Here is a 19992-nt window from a genome sequence, read left to right on the forward strand (position 1 = left end):
AGTGCGTATCCCACTTTCCTGGCTGCGTGAGTTCGCGCAGGTACCGGCCGGAGCAACGGCCGAAGACGTCATGGCAGAACTGGTCAAGGTCGGTTTTGAAGAAGAAGCGGTCCACCGCCCCACGGACGCGCTCCGCGGTCCCGTAGTGGTGGGCCAGGTCCTGAGCCTGGTCAAGGAACCGCAGACCAACGGCAAAACCATCAACTGGTGCCAGGTCCGCGTGGTCCCCGAGGGCCAGGAGCAGACCCTCACCGGCCAGGGCATCGACCCCTCCGGTGTCCAGGGCATCATCTGCGGCGCCCACAACTTCGTGGAAGGTGACAAGGTCGTCGTGACCCTTCCCGGCGCCGTGCTGCCCGGAGACTTCCACATCTCAGCGCGGAAGACGTACGGCCACCTGTCCGCCGGCATGATCGCCTCCGTCCGCGAGCTGGGCATCGGCGAGGACCACGACGGCATCCTGGTGCTGTCCCGCATCGGCCTGGACCCGGAAATCGGGACCGACGCCATGGAACTCCTGGGCCTCTACGACCAGGCCGCCGAGATCAACGTGACCCCGGACCGCGGCTACGCGTTCTCCATCCGCGGTGTTGCCCGCGAATACGCCCACGCCACCGGCACCTCCTTCACGGACCCGGCGTCAAAGGTGCAGGCACCGGCTGAACTGGCCGGCGGCTACGGCGTCAAGCTCAACGACGACGCTCCCATCTACGGCAAGCCGGGCTGCGACCGCTTCGTGGCCCGCACCGTCCGCGGCGTAGACGCCACCAGGCCGACGCCCCCGTGGATGGTCTCGCGCCTGAGGCTGGCGGGCATCCGCTCCATCTCGCTGCCGGTGGACATCTCCAACTACGTCATGCTGGAACTCGGCCAGCCCACGCACTGCTATGACCTGGACAAGCTGTCCGGCGACATCGTGGTCCGGCGGGCCGTGGCGGGGGAGAAGATCACCACCCTGGACGACAAGGAGCGCAAGCTCGACGTCGAGGACCTCCTCATCACCGACAGCTCCGGAGCGATCGGCATCGCCGGCGTTATGGGCGGCGCTGCCACGGAGGTCAGCGATTCGACGTCGAACGTCCTGGTTGAGGCGGCGCACTTTGACGAGGTGTCCATTAGCCGTTCCCGCCGCCGGCACAAGCTGCCCTCCGAAGCGTCCAAGCGTTTCGAACGCGGCGTCGACTGGCAGGTTGCCGGCATCGCCGCGCAGCGCGTGGTTGACCTCCTGGTGGAGCTGGCCGGCGGCACTGCCGACGACGCCGGCACCGATGTCGGCACGGCGCCTGACGCCGTCACCATTGAACTGCCGGCGGCTTTCGCGGCAGCGCGGATCGGCATCGATTTCACCGAAGAGCAGATCGTCACCTCGCTCGAGGACCTCGGCGCTGCCGTGGTGAAGAACGACGCCGGCTGGACGGTCACTGCCCCGAGCTGGCGGAACGACCTCGAAACCAAAGAGGACCTCTCCGAGGAAATCGCCCGGCTGGTGGGCTACGACCAGATCCCCGCGACGCTCCCCGTGGCACCCCCGGGACGCGGCCTGACGCGCGTACAGCAGCAGCGGCGCCGCCTGGTCCAGGCCCTGGCCGATGCCGGCCTCACCGAGGTGCTGGCCTACCCGTTCGTGTCCAAGGCCGCCAATGACACATTTGGCGTGGCCGAGCAGGGTGCAGAGCGCAAGGCCGTGAAGCTGGCCAACCCGATCAGCGAGGAACAGGGCTACCTGCGGACGTCCATCCTTCCCGGCCTGATCGAGGTGGCCAAGCGCAACCACTCGCGCGGCTTCCGCGACCTGGCCGTCTTCGAAGCCGGATTGGTGTTCCTGCCGGGTGACACGGTGGGCACGCCGTCCATCCCGCCGCTCGGCGTCAAGCCCTCCGATGAGGTGCTGGATGCCCTGTACGACGGCGTCCCGGACCAGCCGCTGCATATCGCAGCGGTCCTGACGGGCCACGACTCGCCCGCTGCCGCCGCCCACACGCCGCGTACCTGGGACTGGGCCGACGCCGTGGACATTGCCCGCCTCGCCGGAGACGTCCTCGGCGTCGAAATCGTGGTCAGCCAGGGTCACCACCAGGCCTACCACCCGGGACGCACAGCCCAACTCTCGCTGCGCTCCGGTGACGTAGTGGGCTACGCCGGTGAACTGCACCCCAAGCTGCTGGCCGCGCACGACATGCCGGCACGTTCGGTGGCGCTCGAGTTCAACGCCGACGCATTGTTCGAAGCGGCAGCCGACGTCATCGTCGCGAAGCACATTTCCGGCTTCCCGGTGGCCACCCAGGACGTTGCCCTGGTGGTTCCGAAGGAGATCCCGGCTGACGACGTCCTGGCCGCCCTCCGCGAGGGTGCCGGCGAGCTGCTGGAAGACGTGGCACTCTTTGACGTGTACGCAGGAAAGGGCATCGAGGACGGCAAGAAGTCGCTGGCCTTCGGCCTCCGCTTCCGTGCCGCGGACCGGACGCTTACGGCGGACGAAGCATCAGCCGCCCGGGAGAGCGCCGTTGCCGTGGCAGCCGAGCGCTTCGGGGCCGTTCAGCGCTAGAACCGCTCAGCGTTCAAGGCTAAGACCGGAAGGGCGGGCCATGGCATCACACCTTGTTGTGCGTGCCTGCCCGCCCTTTCGCGTCCCCGGGCAGGACGCAGCACCGGCGGCAGCCGAGCTGGAACGCGATGCCCTGCGGTTCCTGGACCCGCCCGAGCTGGAGCGTGCCCGCGCCATGATGCCCGTGCCACGGCAGGACTTCCTCGCGGCCCGGGTGGCCCAGCGACGGTTCGCCGCGGAACTGCTGGGCGTGCGTGCCCAGGACCTGACATCCCGTTACAGTTGCCCGCGGTGCGGCAGCGGTCCCGGCGTCACCCACGGGAGGCCCGGCTACGAACTGGACGGAGCGCCGGCGCCCCTGCTGCTGAGCCTGTCCCGGGCTGCCGGCTGGACCCTGCTGGCGGCCGTGGCGGAGCCCGGGCCGGGGCAGCGGCTGGGCGTTGACGCCGAGGATCCGCGGCGGTTGGACTTTGACGGCTTCGATGCCGTGGCGCTGACCCCGGCGGAGCACCGGTCCCTGGCACCGCTGCAAGGGAGCGCCCTGCTGAGTGAGCGGGCCCGGCTGTGGGCGCGCAAGGAGGCTTTCCTGAAGATGACCGGGGAGGGCCTGGGACGGCCGCCGGAGACTCTTGACGTGCTCGACCGGGCAGATGTCCGGGACCTGGCCTCCGCCGAGTCGGGGCTGCCGGACGGGCTGGCGGCCGCCGTCGCCCTCGGATGAAGTGGCGGCCCTACCGCACAGGCAGGGCAGGCAGCGGCTCTTCGAACAGCCAGGGGTGGAGCAGGGTTTCTGAATCGATTCCGGCCACACGGTCCGCGGTCTGGATGAACCCGGCGGTGGAGACGGATCCGTGGCGGTTGCTTGCTGCCCAGTCATGCAGCAGCGCAAAGAAGGCGAGGTCGCCGCACCGGATCCGGAGCGCGTGCAGTGCGAGGGCGCCGCGCTTGTACACCCGGTCATCGAACATCAGCTCGGGTCCGGGGTCACCGACCGTGAGGTCCTGGCTCCCGGCGTCGAGCTTCCGCCAGGCGGCCGCGGCGCGGTCCGCAACGCTCATGACTCCGGCCGCCTCGGACCAGATCCACTCCGCGTAGCACGCGAACCCTTCGTGCAGCCAGATGTCCCGCCAGGACGCGACGGTCAGGGAATTGCCGAACCACTGGTGGGACAGTTCGTGGGCGATCAGCCGCTGCGCGTTCCAGTCCGGGGTGAGATGGTTGGGGCCCACGATGGACAGCGTCTGGGCTTCGAGCGGAATTTCGAGCTCGTCCTCTGCCACCACCACCGTGTACTCCTGGAAGGGATAGGGGCCGAAGCTGTTGACGAAGGTGCGCATCATCTCCGGCTGGCGTGCCAGTCCCCGGCGGGCCGCGTCGGCCAGGGCGGCGGGCACTGCCACATGCTGGGGGACGCTGCCCGGAACCGACGTCGTATCCAGGGTCAGGAGGTCATACCGGCCGATCTGCACAGTGGCGAGGTATGTGGCCATCGGTTCGGCCTGCTCGTAGGTCCAGGTTTCACGGCTGGAGCCTGATTTTCGGGAAATCAGCAGGCCGTTGCAGACTGCCCGGTAATTGGCGTCCGTGGTGACGGCGACCCTGTAGCTGGCCTTGTGCTGCGGATGGTCGTTGCAGGGAAACCAGGAGGCGGCGCCGTTGGGCTGGCCCGCCACCAGCACTCCGTCGGTGAGTTCCTCCCAGCCCACTTCACCCCAGAGTCCGCGCCGTGGAGAAGGATTTCCTTCATACCGGATGTCGAGGGTGAAGCGGTCGCCCGGGAGCAGGGCCGCGTCGGGAACGATCACCAGTTGCTCGGCCCGCTGGCTGAACCTGCGCACGCGTTTGCCGTTCAGCGACACCTTGACGGCGCGCAGCCCTGCGAGGTCCAGGACAACGGCCGACGCCGCCCGGTCCGCCTCCGCGTGCAGGACGGCGCGGCCGCTCAGCCGGTTGCTGGCCAGCTTGTAGTCCAGGTCCAGCTCGTACCGCGTGACCCGGTAGGCGTTCGTGCCGTGCCCGGGGATGTAGGGATCAGGGGAGCCGGAGGGCTCGTCCGGCCGGCGTGTGCCGCCGTGGCCGGCTGGTGCTGCAAAACTCATGAACTGGCCTTCGTATTGCGGATGATCGGAGCCGGGTTGGCCGTGCTGGAGCTACTTGAGCCGCCGTGCCGGCACTGCCGGGCCCGCCCAGGGGCTGACCGGATTGCCCATCCAATACGTCGCTGCCGGAACTGTTTCCCCGCGCATGACCAAGGATGCCGGGCCCACCGTGCCGCCCTTCGCGATGCGTGCCCGCGGGAGGATGACGCCATGTGGTCCCATGGTGGCTCCGTCTTCGAGCGTAACAGTGTCAATGCTCATGATCCGGTCGTGGAAAAGGTGGGTCTGGACGACGCACCCGCGGTTGACCGTTGAACTTTCGCCCAGCGTGACAAGGTCCGCTTCCGGCAGCCAGTAGCTTTCGCACCACGTGCCGCGGCCGATCTTCGCGCCGAGTCCGCGCAGCCACCACACGAGGGCCGGAGTACCCGAGGCCGAGCGGGCGAACCACGGTGCGCTCACCATTTCGATGAAGGTGTCCACCACTTCGTTCCGCCAAATGAAGGAACTCCACAAGGCATGCTCGCCGGGCTTGATCCTGCCCACCAGCAGCCACTTGGCGGCCACCGCGCTGGCAGCGGCTGTGGCACCTGCGATGAGGACCACGATGCCGCCCAGAAGCGCCGCGATACCGTAGCCCCACGCCGAAGCGAGCCCGTCGAACGCGAGCATGACACCGGCGGCCAGGCCGACGGTGAGCACGACGGGAATGAACCGGCAGAGCTCCCATAGGGCGCGTGCCAGCTTCAGCCGCAGCGGCGGCTGGAAAGTCAGGGTGTTGTCGGTGGCGATGGCCGTGCGGCGCAGCCGGACCGGGGGGCTGCCCAGCCAGGAGGTGCCTGATTTGGCTTTGGCAGGAGTGGCGGACAGGACGGCCACCAGCGAGTTCTTGGGCACGCTTCGTCCCGCACCCGTCATCCCGGAGTTGCCCAGGAAGGAGCGTTTTCCGATCTTGGCGGGGGCAATCCTCATCCAGCCGCCGCCCAGTTCGTAGGAGGCCACCATGGTGTCGTCCGCGAGGAAGGCGCCTTCGCCGACGGTTGTCATTTTGGGGAGCAGGAGGACGGTGGAGGCCTCCACGTTCTTGCCCACCTTGGCTCCCAGCAGGCGGAGCCAGACCGGGGTGAAAAGGCTGGCGTAGATGGGAAACAGGACATCCCGGGCAAGGTCCAGGACGCGTTCAGTAGCCCAGACCTGCCAGCCGATCCGGCTCCGCACCCTGTAGTAGCCTTCCTTGAGTCCGACGCCCAGCAGGCGGGTGGTGGCAAGGATCAGCAGGAGGTTGGTGGCGAACCAGATGAGCGCCGCCAGTGGCAGCGAGGCAAGGACCAGGGGGAGGGCGGCCACCAGCGATTCGCTGCCGCGGATGAACAGGAACACCACGAATGCCCCGGCGGCAGCGGACAGGTAGGGGATAGTGGCCAGCACGGCTGAGGCTGCAGCGAACGCCGCGAACCATAGCCGTCCGATCAGCGCATGCGACGGGGGCGTGTCCGGCCATGCCTGTTTGGCCTTGCCGATCCGTTCGGCGGGGGATCCGGACACCAGTTGCCCGGCCTTGACCTTTCCGAGGACCGCCGATCCCGGCTCGACCTGCGCCCCGGCGCCGATACTGGCTCCGGGCATGAGCGTGCTGCGGGCGCCCACAGTCGCGCCCGCTCCAACGTGCACCTGGCCGATGTGGACTGTATCACCGTCGATCCACCAGCCGGAGAGGTCCACTTCCGGCTCGATGTTGCTGCCGCGCCCCAGCGACAGCATGCCGGTGACCGGCGGCAGCGAGTGCAGCTGGACATCATTGCCGATCTTCGCTCCGAGGGCCTTCGCATAGTAGGGCACCCAGGGGGCACTTGCCAGGCTGATGGCGCCGGACAGATCCTGGATCTGCTCCGCCAGCCACAGCCGCAGGTGTACCTTGCCGGACCTGGGGTAGGTCCCCGGAACCACGCGCCGGAGCAGGGTCCTGGCGGCCAGGACCGAGAGGGCCATCCGCCCGGCCGGGCTCACGAACACCAGCCACGACGCTGCCACCCACCACCAGGAAACAACCGGGGCCGCCGTGAAGCCGGCAAAGGCCGCCAGGAGGTTGTTGGCCACCATCACGTAAGTCAGCCAGCGCATGCCCACCAGGATGTGCAACGGGACACCCAACAGCGTCTGGAAGACCTGCGATTTCAGTGCCGTGGGGCGGACGTTCCGTTCCGGCGCCGGCCCGGCAGCCCCCTCGGGCAAGGACTGCCGGGCGGCATCGATGAGCGCGCCCACCCGGGGTGTTGCGTAAATGTCGGCCACCGTGACGGTGGGGTAGCGGGCGCGGAGGGCGGACACGAGCTGTGCAGCGGCCAGGGATCCTCCGCCGTGGGCAAAGAAGTCCGCATCCAGGCTCGACGCCGGGGTTCCCAGCACGCTGCCCCACTGCTCCACGATCCAGCGGGCGTCGTCCGGCAGGTTCAGCGGGGCGTTGTCCGCGTCGGCCGCCCCGGCTCCTGCCAACGGCCAGGGAAGGGAGTGGCGGTCAACTTTTCCGCTTGTCTTGGTGGGCAGGGACTCAACCACGGTCAGGAGGGGGATGAGCGCCGCCGGAAGGCTGGTCCCAAGCCGTTCACGGGCGGCGGCGAGGTCGATTTCCGCGGTGCCGGCAGGCGCAAGGTAACCGACGAGGATCTGGTTCCCGGCCGCCGTCGTGCGGACCGCCGCCGCTGCGCCGGCAACGTCAGGCAGTGCCTGCAGCGCGGCGTCGATCTCGCCGAGTTCGATGCGCCGGCCGCCGAGTTTCACCTGTTCATCCGCGCGCCCCATGAACACCAGGCCGGCCGCTTCGTAGCGGACGAGGTCTCCGGACCGGTACGCCCGGGCCCAGCCGAGGGACGGCATCGGCGCGTACTTTTCCGCGTCCTTGGCGGCGTCGAGGTACCGGGCCAGCCCCACGCCGCCGATGATGAGCTCGCCCACTTCGCCCTCTGCCACCGGAACGCCGCCGGTATCAACCACGGCAAGGTCCCAGCCGTCCAGCGGCAGGCCGATCCGGACGGGCCCCGTGCCCAGCGGCGCCGCGCAGGCCACCACGGTGGCTTCGGTTGGTCCGTAGGTGTTCCACACTTCCCGGCCGTCGACGGCGAGCCGCTCGGCGAGTTCAGGAGGGCAGGCCTCGCCGCCGAAAATCAGCAGCCGCACGTTCTCCAGAGCTTCGGCCGGCCACAGTGCGGCGAGGGTGGGCACCGTGGACACCACGGTGATGCCGTGGCTGATCAGCCACGGGCCGAGGTCCATTCCGGTCCGGACCAGCGACCGGGGGGCGGGGACGAGGCAGGCTCCGTAGCGCCAGGCCAGCCACATCTCTTCGCAGGAAGCGTCGAACGCCACGGATAGTCCGGCCAGGACCCGGTCGTGGGGGCCGATGGGTTCGTCCTGCAGGAAGATCCGGGCCTCAGCGTCCACGAACGCAGCCGAAGACCTGTGCTGAACCGCGACACCCTTGGGCGTACCTGTGGAGCCGGACGTGAAGATCACCCATGAGTCGTCGTCGGCCTGCGGCTTCCGCGGATCCGGGAACGGCCGGGGACGCTTGGTGTCCGCGACGATCTCGCCGTCCGCCCGGAGGATGGCGGCGACCCGGGCCTCGCTGAACACCAGCTTGGCGCGCTCATCGGGGTCGTCGGCATCCACGGGAACGTACGCCGCCCCGATCAGCAGGATGGCCAGGATCGACACGTAGAGCCGGTTGGTGCCGGAGGGAATCCGGACGCCGATCTTGTCACCGGCGCCGAGGCCCGCGAGATGGAGCTCACGCGCAGTGGCCCTGACTTCCGCCATCAGCTGGACGTAACTCAGGCGCCGGCGGCCGTCGTCCAGGGCCGAGGCCTCCGGATACGTGCGGGCGGTGGCCTCGAGGATGTCGATCAGCGTCCGCTCGGGCGGCGCCGCGGCGCCGCCCGGCAACTGCGGCAGATACACGTTCCGGACGCCGGGACGTGCTGCGCGTCCTTCCAGGGGGCCGGTCTCTGGCGCCGGCGCTGTTCCGGGAACTTGCGGTAGGTCAGTCACAGGGTGATTCTTGCCGCACAAGATGAACAGAAGGTGTCGCAGTTCGCCGGAGGTTCACGTCCTGTTTACCGGATCAGGAGACTGGCCGGATCAAGGGACGAGGATGATCTTGCCGGTGGTCCGGCGCTGTTCCAGGTCGTCGTGTGCCCGGGCAGCGTGGGCCAGGTCATAGCGGCCGCCGATCCGGACCTTGAGGCTCCCGTCTGCGGCCGCCGCGAAGATCTCGTCGGAGCGCCAGCGGCGTTCCTGGGCGTTGCGGAGGAAGTGGTTGATGGTGGGCCGGGTCAGGTACAGGGAACCGCCGGCGTTAAGCCGCTGCGGATCGAACGGCGGAACGGGGCCGGAGGCGGCACCGAAAAGAACCAGGGTGCCGCGGACGCGCAGCGCGGAGAGGGAGCCGTCGAACGTGTCCTTTCCGACGCCGTCGTACACCGCATCCGCTCCGGTGCCGTCGGTCAGCTCCCGGACTTTGGCGGAGAAGCCGTCGTAGGGGATGACATGATCGGCACCGGCTTCGCGGGTCAGCTTCGCCTTGTCGTCGGTGGAGACGGTGGTGATGACGCGGGCACCCTTCGCCTTGAGCAGTTGAATGGCCAGCAGGCCCACGCCACCGGCTCCGGCATGGAGCAGGATGGTGTGGCCGGGTTCCACCCGGAACGAGGAATTGACCAGGTAGTGCGCGGTAATCCCCTGGAGCGGAAGGGCGGCAGCGGTGAAATCGTCCACGCCGCGGGGGACCGGCAGCGCCTTGTCCTCGTCCACCAGGATGTAGCCGGCGTAGCAGTTGGCGCCTTCGGCGGTGGCCACGCGGTCGCCGGGGGAGAACACGGTGACGCCGTCGCCGATTTCCTCCACGGTGCCGGCTGCCTCGGAACCCGGGGTAAACGGATAGGCCACTTTGTACGTGCCGCTGCGCTTGTAGGTGTCAATGAAGTTCACGCCGGTGGCGGACACCTTGACCAGCAGCTGGCGGGGACCCGGTACCGGACGCTCCACCTCGGCCAGTTCCAGGACGTCGGGCCCGCCCGCCTGGCGGGCCACAATTGCGTGCATCATGTGTCTCCTTCCCTGGGCTGGGATTTCCAGGCCCGGATACAGGAACCATCCTAGGGACACCGCCGCCAACGACGAAGTGGCGGCCGGTAACCGGCCGTCACTTCGGGTCAAACGTGGATCAGGGGCTTGCCTGCTAGGGGAGGCGCCCCTAGTAGCGGCGGGTGACCGTGGCCATGGGGCACTCGAAGTGCCGCCCGGCGGAGAGGCCCACGTCGTTGAGGTAGCGGACAATGATGCCGTAGGACTGCAGCAGGGTGGTCTCCGTGTAGGGGACCTGGTGCTTGGCGCAGAACTCGCGGACGATCACGGCGGCCTTGTCCAGCTGCGGGCGGGCCATGTCCGGGAAGAGGTGGTGTTCTGCCTGGCGGTTGAGTCCGCCCATCAGGATGTCCATGAAGCGGCCGCCGGAGATGTTCCTGGAGGTCAGGACCTGGCGGCTGAAGAAGTCCACGCGGCTGTCCGCCGGCAGGACCGGCATGCCCTTGTGGTTCGGGGCGAAGGAAGCGCCCATGTAAAAACCGAAGACGGCGAGCTGGACGCCGATGAAGGCCAAAGCCATGCCCCAGGGCAGGAACGTGAACGTGAGGACCGGCAGCAGGCTCAGCCGCGCCAGGAGGATCGGGAGTTCAACCCAGCGGTGCGTGACCTTCGCGCGGCGGAAGACGAACTTCACCGAATCGATCTGCAGGCCGAGGCCCACCAGGAACAGCAGCGGGAAGAAGAACCAGCCCTGCTTCCGGGTAAGAAAAGCGAACCGTCCCTTACGATCGGCAACCGCTTCGGTGTGGAACGCGATGGGCCCGGGCGCGATGTCGGGATCCTTGGAAATGACGTTCGGGTGGTTGTGGTGGGCGCCGTGCTTCTGCTCCCACCAGGAGTAGCTCATGCCGGCGACGGACGTGGCCAGCAGCCTGGCAGCCCAGTCGTTGGCGCGGCGGGAGGCGAAGATCTGACGGTGTCCGGCCTCGTGGGCCAGGAAGCTCAGCTGGGTGCAGAGGATGCCGATGGCGGCGGCGATGAGGAGCTGGAACCAGCTGTCACCGATGAGTGCGAAGCCGAACCAGGCGGCCGTCATCAGGAGCACCAGGACGGAGAACACCGTGATGTAGAAGCCGACGCGACGCTCGAGCAGGCCGGCGGCCTTGACGGTCTTGAGGAGCTCGGAATAGCTCAGGACAACCTGGTTGGGCTGCCGGACACGCGTCTGCGGGCGCTCCGAAGTAGTGGTGGGGGTCATGGACTCGGGGCCTCGTAACTGTTACGGGCAACGCTGCAGCCGACATTCGGACCGCGCGGTCAGGATCACCCTTCTCCAAGCATACGCTCACGTTCGTAACGCCAGCGTGAACGAGTGCGGGGACACCCCATGAATGAGCGCAGGTGCGAGCGCATGCATAAATATCGGGTTCTATGCATAGTCTTGCTGTATAGTCGTTTCCATGACTATTTCTGTTGCCGTTTCCGGTGCCAGCGGTTACGCCGGCGGTGAGGTGCTTCGCCTTCTGGCCGGGCACCCCGACGTCACCATCGGCGCCATCACAGCACACAGCAACGCCGGTTCCAGACTAGGCGAATTGCAGCCGCATCTCCATGGTCTGGCCAGCCGCATCCTTGAAGACACCACGGTGGAGAACCTCTCAGGCCACGACGTGGTGTTCCTGGCGCTCCCGCATGGGGCATCTGCTGAGATCGCGGCCCAGTTGCCCGACGGCACAGTGGTGATCGACGCCGGTGCCGACCACCGCCTGGAAGATCCCGCAGCCTGGGAAAAATTCTACGGCTCCGCGCACGCCGGCACCTGGCCCTACGGACTCCCCGAGCTGCCCGGCCAGCGGGAAAAGCTCAAGGGAGCCAAACGGATCGCCGTACCGGGCTGCTACCCGACGTCGTCCCTGCTGGCCCTTACGCCCGGCTTCGCCGCGGGTCTTCTCCAGCCCGACGACGTCGTGATCGTCTCTGCCTCAGGCACCTCTGGCGCCGGGAAAGCCGCCAAAGTGAATCTCATCGGCTCCGAGGTCATGGGCTCGATGAGCCCCTACGGCGTGGGCGGCGGCCACCGGCACACCCCCGAGATTGAACAGGGGCTGGGCAACGCCGCGGGGGAAGCTGTGACGGTCTCCTTCACGCCCACCCTCGCGCCGATGAGCCGCGGCATCCTCACCACGGCAACGGCCCGGGTGAAGCCCGGCGTCACGGCGGCAGAGCTGCGCACTGCCTGGGAAGAGGCGTACGACGACGAGCCGTTCGTGCACCTGCTCCCCGAGGGCCAGTGGCCTGCCACCAAGTCCGTGCAGGGCTCCAACCACGCCGTGATGCAGCTTGCTTATGACGCGCACACCGGCCGCGTCATTGTCACCTGCGCCATCGACAACCTGACCAAGGGGACGGCCGGCGGCGCCGTGCAGTCCATGAATATCGCGCTTGGCCTGGCGGAAACCGCCGGCCTCAACCTGCAGGGAGTTGCCCCGTGACCGTTACCGCCCCCAAGGGATTCCGCGCCGCCGGCGTCAAAGCCGGCCTGAAGGCATCCGGGAATCCAGACCTGGCCCTGGTAGTCAACGACGGCCCGTCCAAAGCCGCAGCGGCGGTGTTCACGTCCAACCGCGTGGCCGCAGCACCGGTGCACTGGTCACGCGAGGTGGTGAAGGACGGCCGCGTCGACGCCGTCATCCTCAACTCCGGCGGCGCCAACGCGTGCACCGGCCCGCAGGGCTTCCAGAACACCCACACCACGGCCGAAAAGACAGCTGAAGCCCTGGGCCTCTCGGCCACGGACATCTTCGTCTGCTCCACGGGCCTGATCGGCGAGCAGCTGCCCATGGACAAAATCATCCCGGGCATCAGCGCAGCCAACGCCGCCCTCAGCGCTGACGGCGGCCCGGCCGCGGCCACGGCCATCATGACCACCGATTCCGTGTCCAAGGAAGCCGTCTTCACCGGCAAGGACGCAGAAGGCAACGAGTACACCATCGGCGGCATGGCCAAGGGCGCCGGCATGCTGGCTCCCGGGCTGGCCACCATGCTGGTGGTCATCACCACCGACGCGGAAGTCCAGCCGGAAATGCTCGACGTCGTGCTCCGCGACGCCACCCGGGTGACCTTTGACCGGGCGGACTCGGACGGCTGCATGTCCACCAACGACACCGTGGTGCTGCTTGCCTCGGGCGCCTCGGCTGCCGTCCCCTCGGCCAAGGACTTCGGTGCCGGGCTGACCCAGGTTTGCGCCGAACTGGCCCGCAAGCTGATCGGCGACGCCGAGGGCGCCAGCCATGACATCGCGATCCGCACGTTCAACGCGGCCAGCGAGAGGGACGCCGAGATCGTGAGCCGGGCCGTGGCCCGCTCCAACCTCTTCAAGACGGCCATCTTCGGCAAGGACCCGAACTGGGGCCGCGTGCTGTCCGCCGTGGGCACCACCGACGCCGCCTTCGAGCCGGACCAGCTGAACGTGTCCATGAACGGCGTTCAGATCTGCCGGAACGGCAGCATCGGCGAGGACCGCAGCCTGGTGGACCTGGAACCGCGGGAGGTCCTCGTTGAAATCGACCTGCAGGCCGGCGACGCCGAAGCCACGATCTGGACCAACGACCTCACGCACGACTACGTCCACGAAAACAGCGCCTACTCCAGCTAGGCCAAGCACCGACCTTCCGGGGAGACAGCAGCAGCATGAACACCCAGACACGCGAGACGACGTCCATGAGTGATGCCCAGGACAAGGCCGGCACGTTGATCGAGGCCCTGCCCTGGATCCAGCGCTTTGCCGGCACCACCATGGTGATCAAGTACGGCGGCAACGCCATGGTCAACGATGAACTCCGCCGGGCCTTCGCCGAGGATGTCGTGTTCCTGCACCACGTGGGCATCCACCCCGTGGTGGTGCACGGGGGCGGCCCGCAGATCAACTCCATGCTCAGCCGGCTCGGCATCGAGTCCGAGTTCAAGGGCGGGCTGCGCGTCACCACCCCCGAGGCCATGGACGTGGTCCGTATGGTCCTGACCGGCCAGGTGGGCCGCGAACTTGTGGGCCTGATCAACTCCCACGGCCCTTACGCCGTGGGCATGTCCGGTGAAGACGGCGGCCTGCTGCGCGCCGTCCGCACCGGAACCGTCGTGGACGGCGAGGAGGTGGACCTGGGCCTGGTCGGGGAAGTCGTGGGCGTCAACCCGGAGGGGATTGTGGACATTCTCGCTGCCGGCCGGATCCCCGTGATCTCTACCGTGGCACCGGAGATCGCCGACGACGGTTCCACCACCGGACAGGTGCTCAACGTCAACGCGGACACCGCGGCGGCCGCCGTCGCGTCTGCCCTGGGCGCCTCCAAGCTGGTCATCCTGACCGACGTCGAGGGCCTCTATGCGAATTGGCCGGACAAGTCGTCCCTCATTTCGTCCCTGACGGCGTCGGAGCTGCGCGAGATGCTGCCGAGGCTTGAATCCGGCATGATCCCCAAGATGGCCGCCTGCCTGAAGGCGGTTGACGACGGCGTGGAACGCGCCCACATCGTTGACGGCCGGCTGCCGCACTCCATGCTGCTGGAAACATTCACCACCGCGGGCATCGGCACGCAGGTGGTCCCGGACGAGGAAACGAACGCATGAGCCAGGTTGAAAAGTCCCCCGTAGTCGAGCTCGTAGAAACCAAGGGCCACCCGACCGGTGCCGAGTGGCTGAACCGGTATTCTTCGTCCCTCATGGGCGTTTTCGGCACGCCGCAGCGTGTCCTGGTCCGCGGGGCCGGCTGCCTGGTCTGGGACGCCGACGGCAAGGAGTACCTGGACCTGCTGGGCGGCATCGCGGTGAATGCGATGGGCCACGCCCACCCGTTCGTGACGTCGGTGATCTCCAGCCAGTTGGCCACCCTGGGCCACGTCTCAAACTTCTTCACCAGCCCCACGCAGATCGCCCTGGCCGAGAAGCTGCTCGAACTGGCCAAGGCGCCGGCGGGGTCCAAAGTGTTCTTCGCCAACTCCGGTACGGAGGCGGTGGAGGCTGCCTTCAAGCTGGCCCGCCGCAACTCCGGCGCGGAGGCACCGGCCGGCCCCGGCAGCGCCGTCACGCGGCGGACCAAGATCATCGCGCTCGAAGGTGCCTTCCACGGCCGCACCATGGGTGCTTTGGCATTGACCGCCAAGGCTGCCTACCGCGCGCCGTTCGAACCTCTTCCCGGCGGCGTTGTCCACATCCCGTTCGGGGATATTGACGCCCTGCTCGGGGAAATCGACGAAACCACGGCGGCCGTCTTCCTCGAACCGATCCAGGGCGAAGCAGGCGTCCGGCCGCTGCCCGCCGGCTACCTGCAGGCAGCACGCGAGGCCACGACGAAGGCCGGCGCGCTCCTGATCCTCGATGAGGTGCAGACCGGCATCGGACGCACGGGAAAATGGCTGGCCAGCGAAGACGCCGGGATCGTCCCGGACGCCGTGACCCTGGCCAAGGGACTGGGCGGCGGGTTCCCGATCGGGGCGCTGGTCACCTTCGGCCCTGAAACGTCCTCGCTCCTCACGGCCGGCCAGCACGGCACCACCTTCGGCGGAAACCCGGTGGCAACGGCGGCCGCACTGGCCACCCTGCACGCGATTGAAAGCCAGCGGGTCCTGGACAACGTCCGCAGCGTGGGTGAACGCCTCCGCTCGAAGCTCGCCGACGTCGACGGCGTCACGGAAGTTCGAGGCGAAGGCCTCCTGATCGGCTTCGACCTGGACGCGGACATCGCCGCCGCTGTGGTGACCGCCGGACTGGACGCCGGGTTCATCGTCAACAGCCCGGGTCCGCGCACCATCCGCCTTGCCCCGCCGCTGATCCTGACTGCCGATCAGGCCGACAGCTTCATCCAGGCCCTGCCCACGCTCCTCCAGACCGCAAAGGATGCCCAGTGACCAGCTCCACAACCACCCGTCACTTCCTCAAGGACACCGACCTCACCCCGGCCGAACAGGCCGAGGTCCTGGATCTCGCGGTCCGCATGAAGGCTGCGCCCTACAGCGTCCAGCCCTTTGCCGCCGAAGGCAGCGGACGCAAGACTGTCGCCGTCATCTTCGATAAGACGTCCACCCGTACCCGAGTGTCCTTCGCCACCGGCGTGGCCGATATGGGCGGAAACGCCCTCATCATCAACCCGGGTGAGGCGCAGATCGGCCACAAGGAATCAGTGGAGGACACCGCCAAGGTCCTCGAGCGCATGGTCTCCACCATCGTGTGGCGCACCGGTGCGCACTCCGGGCTGGTGGCCATGGCCGAGAACTCCAAAGTCCCCGTCATCAACGCCCTGTGCGACGACTACCACCCCTGCCAGCTCCTCGCCGACCTTCTGGCCGTCAAGGAACACAAGGGCGAGCTCAAGGGCCTCACCATGAGCTACCTCGGCGACTCCGCCAACAATATGGCCAACTCCTACCTGCTGGCCGGCGTGACCGCAGGGATGCACGTGCGCATTGCAGGCCCGGACGGCTACCTGCCGGCCGCAGACATCGTCGCTGCCGCGGAGGAGCGGGCTGCGGAAACGGGCGGTTCGGTGCTGATCACCACGGACGCCGCGGAAGCCCTCAAGGGGGCCGACGTCGTCGCCACCGACACCTGGGTGTCCATGGGACAGGAGGCCGAGAAGGAAGCCCGGCTCCAGCTGTTCCGCGACTATTCCGTGGATGAAGCGGCGATGCAGCTCGCGGCGCCGGACGCCGTCGTGCTTCACTGCCTGCCGGCATACCGGGGCTATGAGATCTCCGCGGGGGTCATCGACGGTCCGCAGTCGATCGTCTGGGATGAGGCGGAAAACCGCCTGCACGCCCAGAAGGCGCTAATGGCGTGGCTCATGCACCGGTCGGGGCTGGCCTTCGTTGAGGGTCTGTCGCCCGTTGAAGGAACCGGGGAGAGCACGTTCTAGTGTCCACCAACCCGTCGGTACCGGGCGCGAGCCCGGCCACCAAAACGGCCAGGCTGGCGCGGATCACCGCGATCCTGACCGGTGAGTCCGTCCGTTCGCAGGCGGAGCTTGCCGCGCTGCTAGCGGACGACGGCGTCCAGGTCACCCAGGCCACGCTGTCCCGCGACCTTGTGGAACTCGGCGCAGTCCGGGTCCGCGGCAAGGACGGCGTGCTGGTGTACGCCGTTCCGGGGGAGGGCGGGGAGCGTGCGGCCAAGGCCGGCGTCACCCAGGAGATCCTGGATGCCAGGCTCGCCCGCCTGTGCGGCGAACTGCTGGTGACGGCGGAGGCCTCGGCCAATATCGTGGTGCTGAGGACCCCGCCGGGGGCAGCGAACTTCCTGGCCCTGGCGATCGACCACTCGGTGATGCCGTCCATCCTGGGGACCATTGCCGGCGACGACACCGTGCTGCTGGTCACCCGGGACCCGCTGGGCGGCGCCGAAGTGGCCGCCCGCTTCCTGCAGTTTGCCGAAGAAGCCGGCCATAAGCTTGAAGACAACCAAGAACCAAACAACTAAGGAGCATTTGAAGTGACTGAGCGTATTGTGCTGGCCTACTCCGGTGGCCTGGATACTTCCGTAGCGATCGGCTGGATCGGTGAAGCGACCGGTGCCGAGGTGATCGCCGTCGCCGTCGACGTCGGACAGGGCGGCGAGTCGCTGGAGACCATCCGCCAGCGTGCCCTGGGCTGCGGCGCCGTCGAGGCTTACGTGGCCGACGCCAGCGACGAGTTCGCCAACGAGTACTGCATGCCCACGCTGAAGGCCAACGCCCTCTACCAGGGCCACTACCCGCTGGTTTCCGCGATCTCCCGCCCGGTGATCGTCAAGCACCTGGTCAAGGCCGCCCGCGAATTCGGCGCCACCACCGTGGCCCACGGCTGCACGGGCAAGGGCAATGACCAGGTCCGCTTCGAAGTAGGCATCCAGACCCTCGGCCCGGACCTGAAGTGCATCGCCCCGGTCCGCGACCTCGCCCTGACCCGCGACAAGGCCATCGCCTTCGCCGAGGAAAAGGGATTGCCGATCGAGACCACCAAGAAGAACCCGTACTCGATCGACCAGAACGTCTGGGGCCGCGCCGTCGAAACCGGCTACCTCGAAGACATCTGGAACGCCCCCACCAAGGACATCTACGACTACACCGCCACCCCGGAGTTCCCGCCGGCACCGGATGAAGTCACCATCTCCTTCGAAGCCGGCGTTCCGGTAGCGATCGACGGCGTCAAGGTCACCCCGCTGCAGGCCATCAAGGAACTTAACCGCCGCGCCGGCGCGCAGGGCGTGGGCCGGATCGACGTCGTCGAGGACCGCCTCGTCGGCATCAAGTCCCGCGAGATCTACGAGGCCCCCGGAGCCATGGCGCTGATCACCGCGCACAAGCACCTTGAGGACATCACGGTGGAGCGCGAGCAGGCCCGCTTCAAGGCCACGGTGGGCCAGCGCTGGGCAGAACTGGTCTACGACGGCCAGTGGTTCTCCCCGCTCAAGCGCTCCCTCGACGCCTTCATCGAAGACACCCAGAAGTACGTCTCCGGTGACATCCGCATGACCCTGCACGGCGGCCAGGCGATCGTCAACGGACGCCGCTCTGAGACCTCGCTGTACGACTTCGACCTCGCCACCTACGACACGGGCGACACCTTCGACCAGTCGATGGCACGCGGCTTCATCGAACTGTGGGGCATGTCCGCCAAGGTTGCCTCCGGCCGCGACATCCGCGTGGCGGGAAAGTAGCCCCTGTGGCTGAGCCCGTCGAAACCAAGAAGTCCGAAGCCACCAACACGGGTGCGCTGTGGGGCGGCCGGTTCGCCGGCGGCCCCGCCGACGCCCTCGCGGCGCTGAGCAAGTCCACGCACTTTGACTGGCGGCTGGCCCGCTACGACATCGCCGGGTCCAAGGCGCACGCCCGCGTGCTGCACAAGGCCGGCCTGCTGGACGACGCCGAACTCGAGGGCATGCTCGACGCCCTGACCCGGCTGGACGACGACGTCGCCTCCGGCGACTACCTGCCGGCGGACTCCGATGAGGACGTGCACGGTTCGCTGGAACGCGGACTCATCGAGCGCGCCGGCACGCAGCTGGGCGGCAAGCTCCGCGCAGGCCGGTCCCGCAACGACCAGGTGGCAACCCTCGGCCGGATGTTCCTGCGCGACCACGCCCGGATCATCGCCCGCGGCGTGCTCGCCACGATTGATGCCCTCGTCGGCCAGGCCAAGGAGCACCGCGGCGTGGCCATGCCCGGCCGCACGCACCTCCAGCACGCCCAGCCGGTACTGCTCAGCCACCACCTGCTGGCGCACGCCTGGGCGCTGCTGCGTGACGTGCAGCGGCTGCAGGACTGGGACAAGCGCGCAGGGGTTTCGCCGTACGGTTCGGGAGCCCTCGCGGGCTCCTCGCTGGGCCTGGACCCGGAGGCCGTGGCAGCGGACCTGGGCTTCTTCTCAGCCACGCACAACTCGATCGACGGCACCGCCTCGCGCGACGTCTTCGCCGAGTTCGCCTGGGTTACCGCGATGATCGGGGTTGACCTGTCCCGGGTTTCGGAGGAAGTGATTCTGTGGGCGACGAAGGAGTTCTCCTTCGTCACCCTGCACGATTCCTACTCCACCGGCTCCTCGATCATGCCGCAGAAAAAGAACCCGGACGTTGCCGAGCTCGCCCGCGGCAAGGCCGGCCGGCTGATCGGCAACCTGACCGGGCTGCTGGCCACCCTGAAGGGCCTGCCGCTCGCGTACAACCGCGACCTGCAGGAGGACAAGGAGCCGGTCTTCGACGCCGCCGACACGCTGGAGGTCCTGCTCCCGGCGGTCTCCGGCATGATCGCGACGCTGAAGTTCAACACGGAGCGGATGGAGTCCCTGGCACCCCAGGGCTTTGCGCTGGCCACGGACATTGCCGAATGGCTGGTCCGCCAGGGTGTTCCGTTCCGCGAGGCGCACGAGCTCTCCGGAGCGGCGGTGAAGCAGGCCGAAAGCCGGGACGTTGAGCTGTGGGACCTGACGGACGAGGAATACGCCGCCATCTCGGAGCACCTGACGCCGGAGGTCCGTACGGTCCTGTCCACCGAAGGCTCGCTCAACAGCCGCAACTCCCAGGGCGGAACGGCGCCGGCCGCCGTCGAACGCCAGCTGCTCGCCCTCGAGGGCGAGCTTGCCGGCGTGCGGGAATACGCCGGGTAACAGCCGCACGCTCTCTCACTTGTTGCAACTATTTGGCCGGCGCTCTGTCACTTTCCTCGAGAAAGTGAACTGGTCCCCGGAGGTTGGACTGGTTAAATGAGATCCTAAGCCGCGAGGGCCTGGGCACGGTATTGCGCCGGGC

General features: G+C 68.0%; 14 protein-coding genes. 10 read left to right on the forward strand and 4 right to left on the reverse strand.

All coding sequences use genetic code 11. The features are described from left to right. Position 1: 1 nt before the first annotated feature. Together pheT and AC07YR_RS11330 are read left to right on the forward strand one after the other, a co-directional pair. Positions 2 to 2545: a phenylalanine--tRNA ligase subunit beta gene (gene pheT / locus AC07YR_RS11325; protein WP_494733982.1), complete on the forward strand. Its 2544-nt coding sequence runs from the start codon at positions 2 to 4 to the stop codon at positions 2543 to 2545. A gap of 40 nt (positions 2546 to 2585) precedes the next feature. Then, positions 2586 to 3266 carry a 4'-phosphopantetheinyl transferase family protein gene (locus AC07YR_RS11330; RefSeq protein ID WP_494733983.1) on the forward strand — a complete coding sequence of 227 codons (681 nt, stop codon included), beginning with the start codon at positions 2586 to 2588 and terminating at the stop codon, positions 3264 to 3266. 10 nt (positions 3267 to 3276) lie between these two features. Here the strand turns inward: AC07YR_RS11330 and AC07YR_RS11335 are convergent, their stop codons facing one another. The 4 genes from AC07YR_RS11335 to AC07YR_RS11350 all read right to left on the reverse strand — a co-directional run bounded on the left by AC07YR_RS11335 (position 3277) and on the right by AC07YR_RS11350 (position 10981). Further along, positions 3277 to 4644: a M1 family metallopeptidase gene (locus AC07YR_RS11335; protein ID WP_436057229.1), complete on the reverse strand. Its 1368-nt coding sequence runs from the start codon at positions 4642 to 4644 to the stop codon at positions 3277 to 3279. A gap of 51 nt (positions 4645 to 4695) precedes the next feature. Next, positions 4696 to 8634: a Pls/PosA family non-ribosomal peptide synthetase gene (locus tag AC07YR_RS11340; RefSeq protein ID WP_494733994.1), complete on the reverse strand. Its 3939-nt coding sequence runs from the start codon at positions 8632 to 8634 to the stop codon at positions 4696 to 4698. A gap of 144 nt (positions 8635 to 8778) precedes the next feature. Next, positions 8779 to 9744: a quinone oxidoreductase family protein gene (locus AC07YR_RS11345; protein ID WP_055798267.1), complete on the reverse strand. Its 966-nt coding sequence runs from the start codon at positions 9742 to 9744 to the stop codon at positions 8779 to 8781. A gap of 148 nt (positions 9745 to 9892) precedes the next feature. Further along, positions 9893 to 10981, reverse strand: a complete 1089-nt coding sequence (locus AC07YR_RS11350) for a fatty acid desaturase family protein (RefSeq protein WP_028271911.1) — start codon at positions 10979 to 10981, stop codon at positions 9893 to 9895. A gap of 202 nt (positions 10982 to 11183) precedes the next feature. Here AC07YR_RS11350 and argC point away from each other — a divergent pair, with 202 nt between their 5' ends. The 8 genes from argC to argH are packed head-to-tail and all read left to right on the forward strand — an operon-like array spanning position 11184 to position 19850. Continuing rightward, on the forward strand, positions 11184 to 12215 hold the full coding sequence (gene argC / locus AC07YR_RS11355) for an N-acetyl-gamma-glutamyl-phosphate reductase (protein ID WP_436057230.1): 1032 nt from the start codon (positions 11184 to 11186) through the stop codon (positions 12213 to 12215). Then, complete coding sequence (argJ, locus tag AC07YR_RS11360; protein WP_494733984.1) at positions 12212 to 13378, forward strand: bifunctional glutamate N-acetyltransferase/amino-acid acetyltransferase ArgJ; 1167 nt, start codon at positions 12212 to 12214, stop codon at positions 13376 to 13378. The genes argC and argJ overlap by 4 nt, the downstream gene beginning before the upstream one ends. Before the next feature lie 35 nt (positions 13379 to 13413). Then, positions 13414 to 14346: an acetylglutamate kinase gene (gene argB, locus AC07YR_RS11365; RefSeq protein WP_494733985.1), complete on the forward strand. Its 933-nt coding sequence runs from the start codon at positions 13414 to 13416 to the stop codon at positions 14344 to 14346. Further along, positions 14343 to 15623 (forward strand): acetylornithine transaminase, encoded by a 1281-nt coding sequence (locus AC07YR_RS11370; RefSeq protein ID WP_494733986.1) that lies wholly within the window; start codon positions 14343 to 14345, stop codon positions 15621 to 15623. Before argB ends, AC07YR_RS11370 begins: the two co-directional genes overlap by 4 nt. Continuing rightward, positions 15620 to 16627 carry an ornithine carbamoyltransferase gene (gene argF, locus AC07YR_RS11375; protein ID WP_494733987.1) on the forward strand — a complete coding sequence of 336 codons (1008 nt, stop codon included), beginning with the start codon at positions 15620 to 15622 and terminating at the stop codon, positions 16625 to 16627. The genes AC07YR_RS11370 and argF overlap by 4 nt, the downstream gene beginning before the upstream one ends. Next, on the forward strand, positions 16627 to 17187 hold the full coding sequence (locus tag AC07YR_RS11380; protein WP_055798249.1) for an arginine repressor: 561 nt from the start codon (positions 16627 to 16629) through the stop codon (positions 17185 to 17187). The genes argF and AC07YR_RS11380 overlap by 1 nt, the downstream gene beginning before the upstream one ends. A 12-nt stretch (positions 17188 to 17199) precedes the next feature. Continuing rightward, the gene (locus tag AC07YR_RS11385) at positions 17200 to 18405 is read left to right on the forward strand and encodes an argininosuccinate synthase (RefSeq protein ID WP_028271904.1); all 1206 of its coding nucleotides are present in this window, start codon (positions 17200 to 17202) and stop codon (positions 18403 to 18405) included. 5 nt (positions 18406 to 18410) lie between these two features. Next, positions 18411 to 19850 carry an argininosuccinate lyase gene (gene argH / locus AC07YR_RS11390; protein WP_494733988.1) on the forward strand — a complete coding sequence of 480 codons (1440 nt, stop codon included), beginning with the start codon at positions 18411 to 18413 and terminating at the stop codon, positions 19848 to 19850. Positions 19851 to 19992: the final 142 nt, after the last annotated feature.

The organism is Arthrobacter sp. GW460-12-1-14-TSB2 (assembly GCF_059423525.1).

Coding starts and splice junctions, on each gene's coding strand:
- AC07YR_RS11330 (WP_494733983.1), top strand. CDS start 2,586: ATGGCATCACACCTTGTTGTGCGTGCCTGCCCGCCCTTTCGCGTCCCC.
- AC07YR_RS11335 (WP_436057229.1), bottom strand. CDS start 4,644: ATGAGTTTTGCAGCACCAGCCGGCCACGGCGGCACACGCCGGCCGGAC.
- AC07YR_RS11345 (WP_055798267.1), bottom strand. CDS start 9,744: ATGATGCACGCAATTGTGGCCCGCCAGGCGGGCGGGCCCGACGTCCTG.
- AC07YR_RS11350 (WP_028271911.1), bottom strand. CDS start 10,981: ATGACCCCCACCACTACTTCGGAGCGCCCGCAGACGCGTGTCCGGCAG.
- argC (WP_436057230.1), top strand. CDS start 11,184: ATGACTATTTCTGTTGCCGTTTCCGGTGCCAGCGGTTACGCCGGCGGT.
- argB (WP_494733985.1), top strand. CDS start 13,414: ATGAACACCCAGACACGCGAGACGACGTCCATGAGTGATGCCCAGGAC.
- AC07YR_RS11370 (WP_494733986.1), top strand. CDS start 14,343: ATGAGCCAGGTTGAAAAGTCCCCCGTAGTCGAGCTCGTAGAAACCAAG.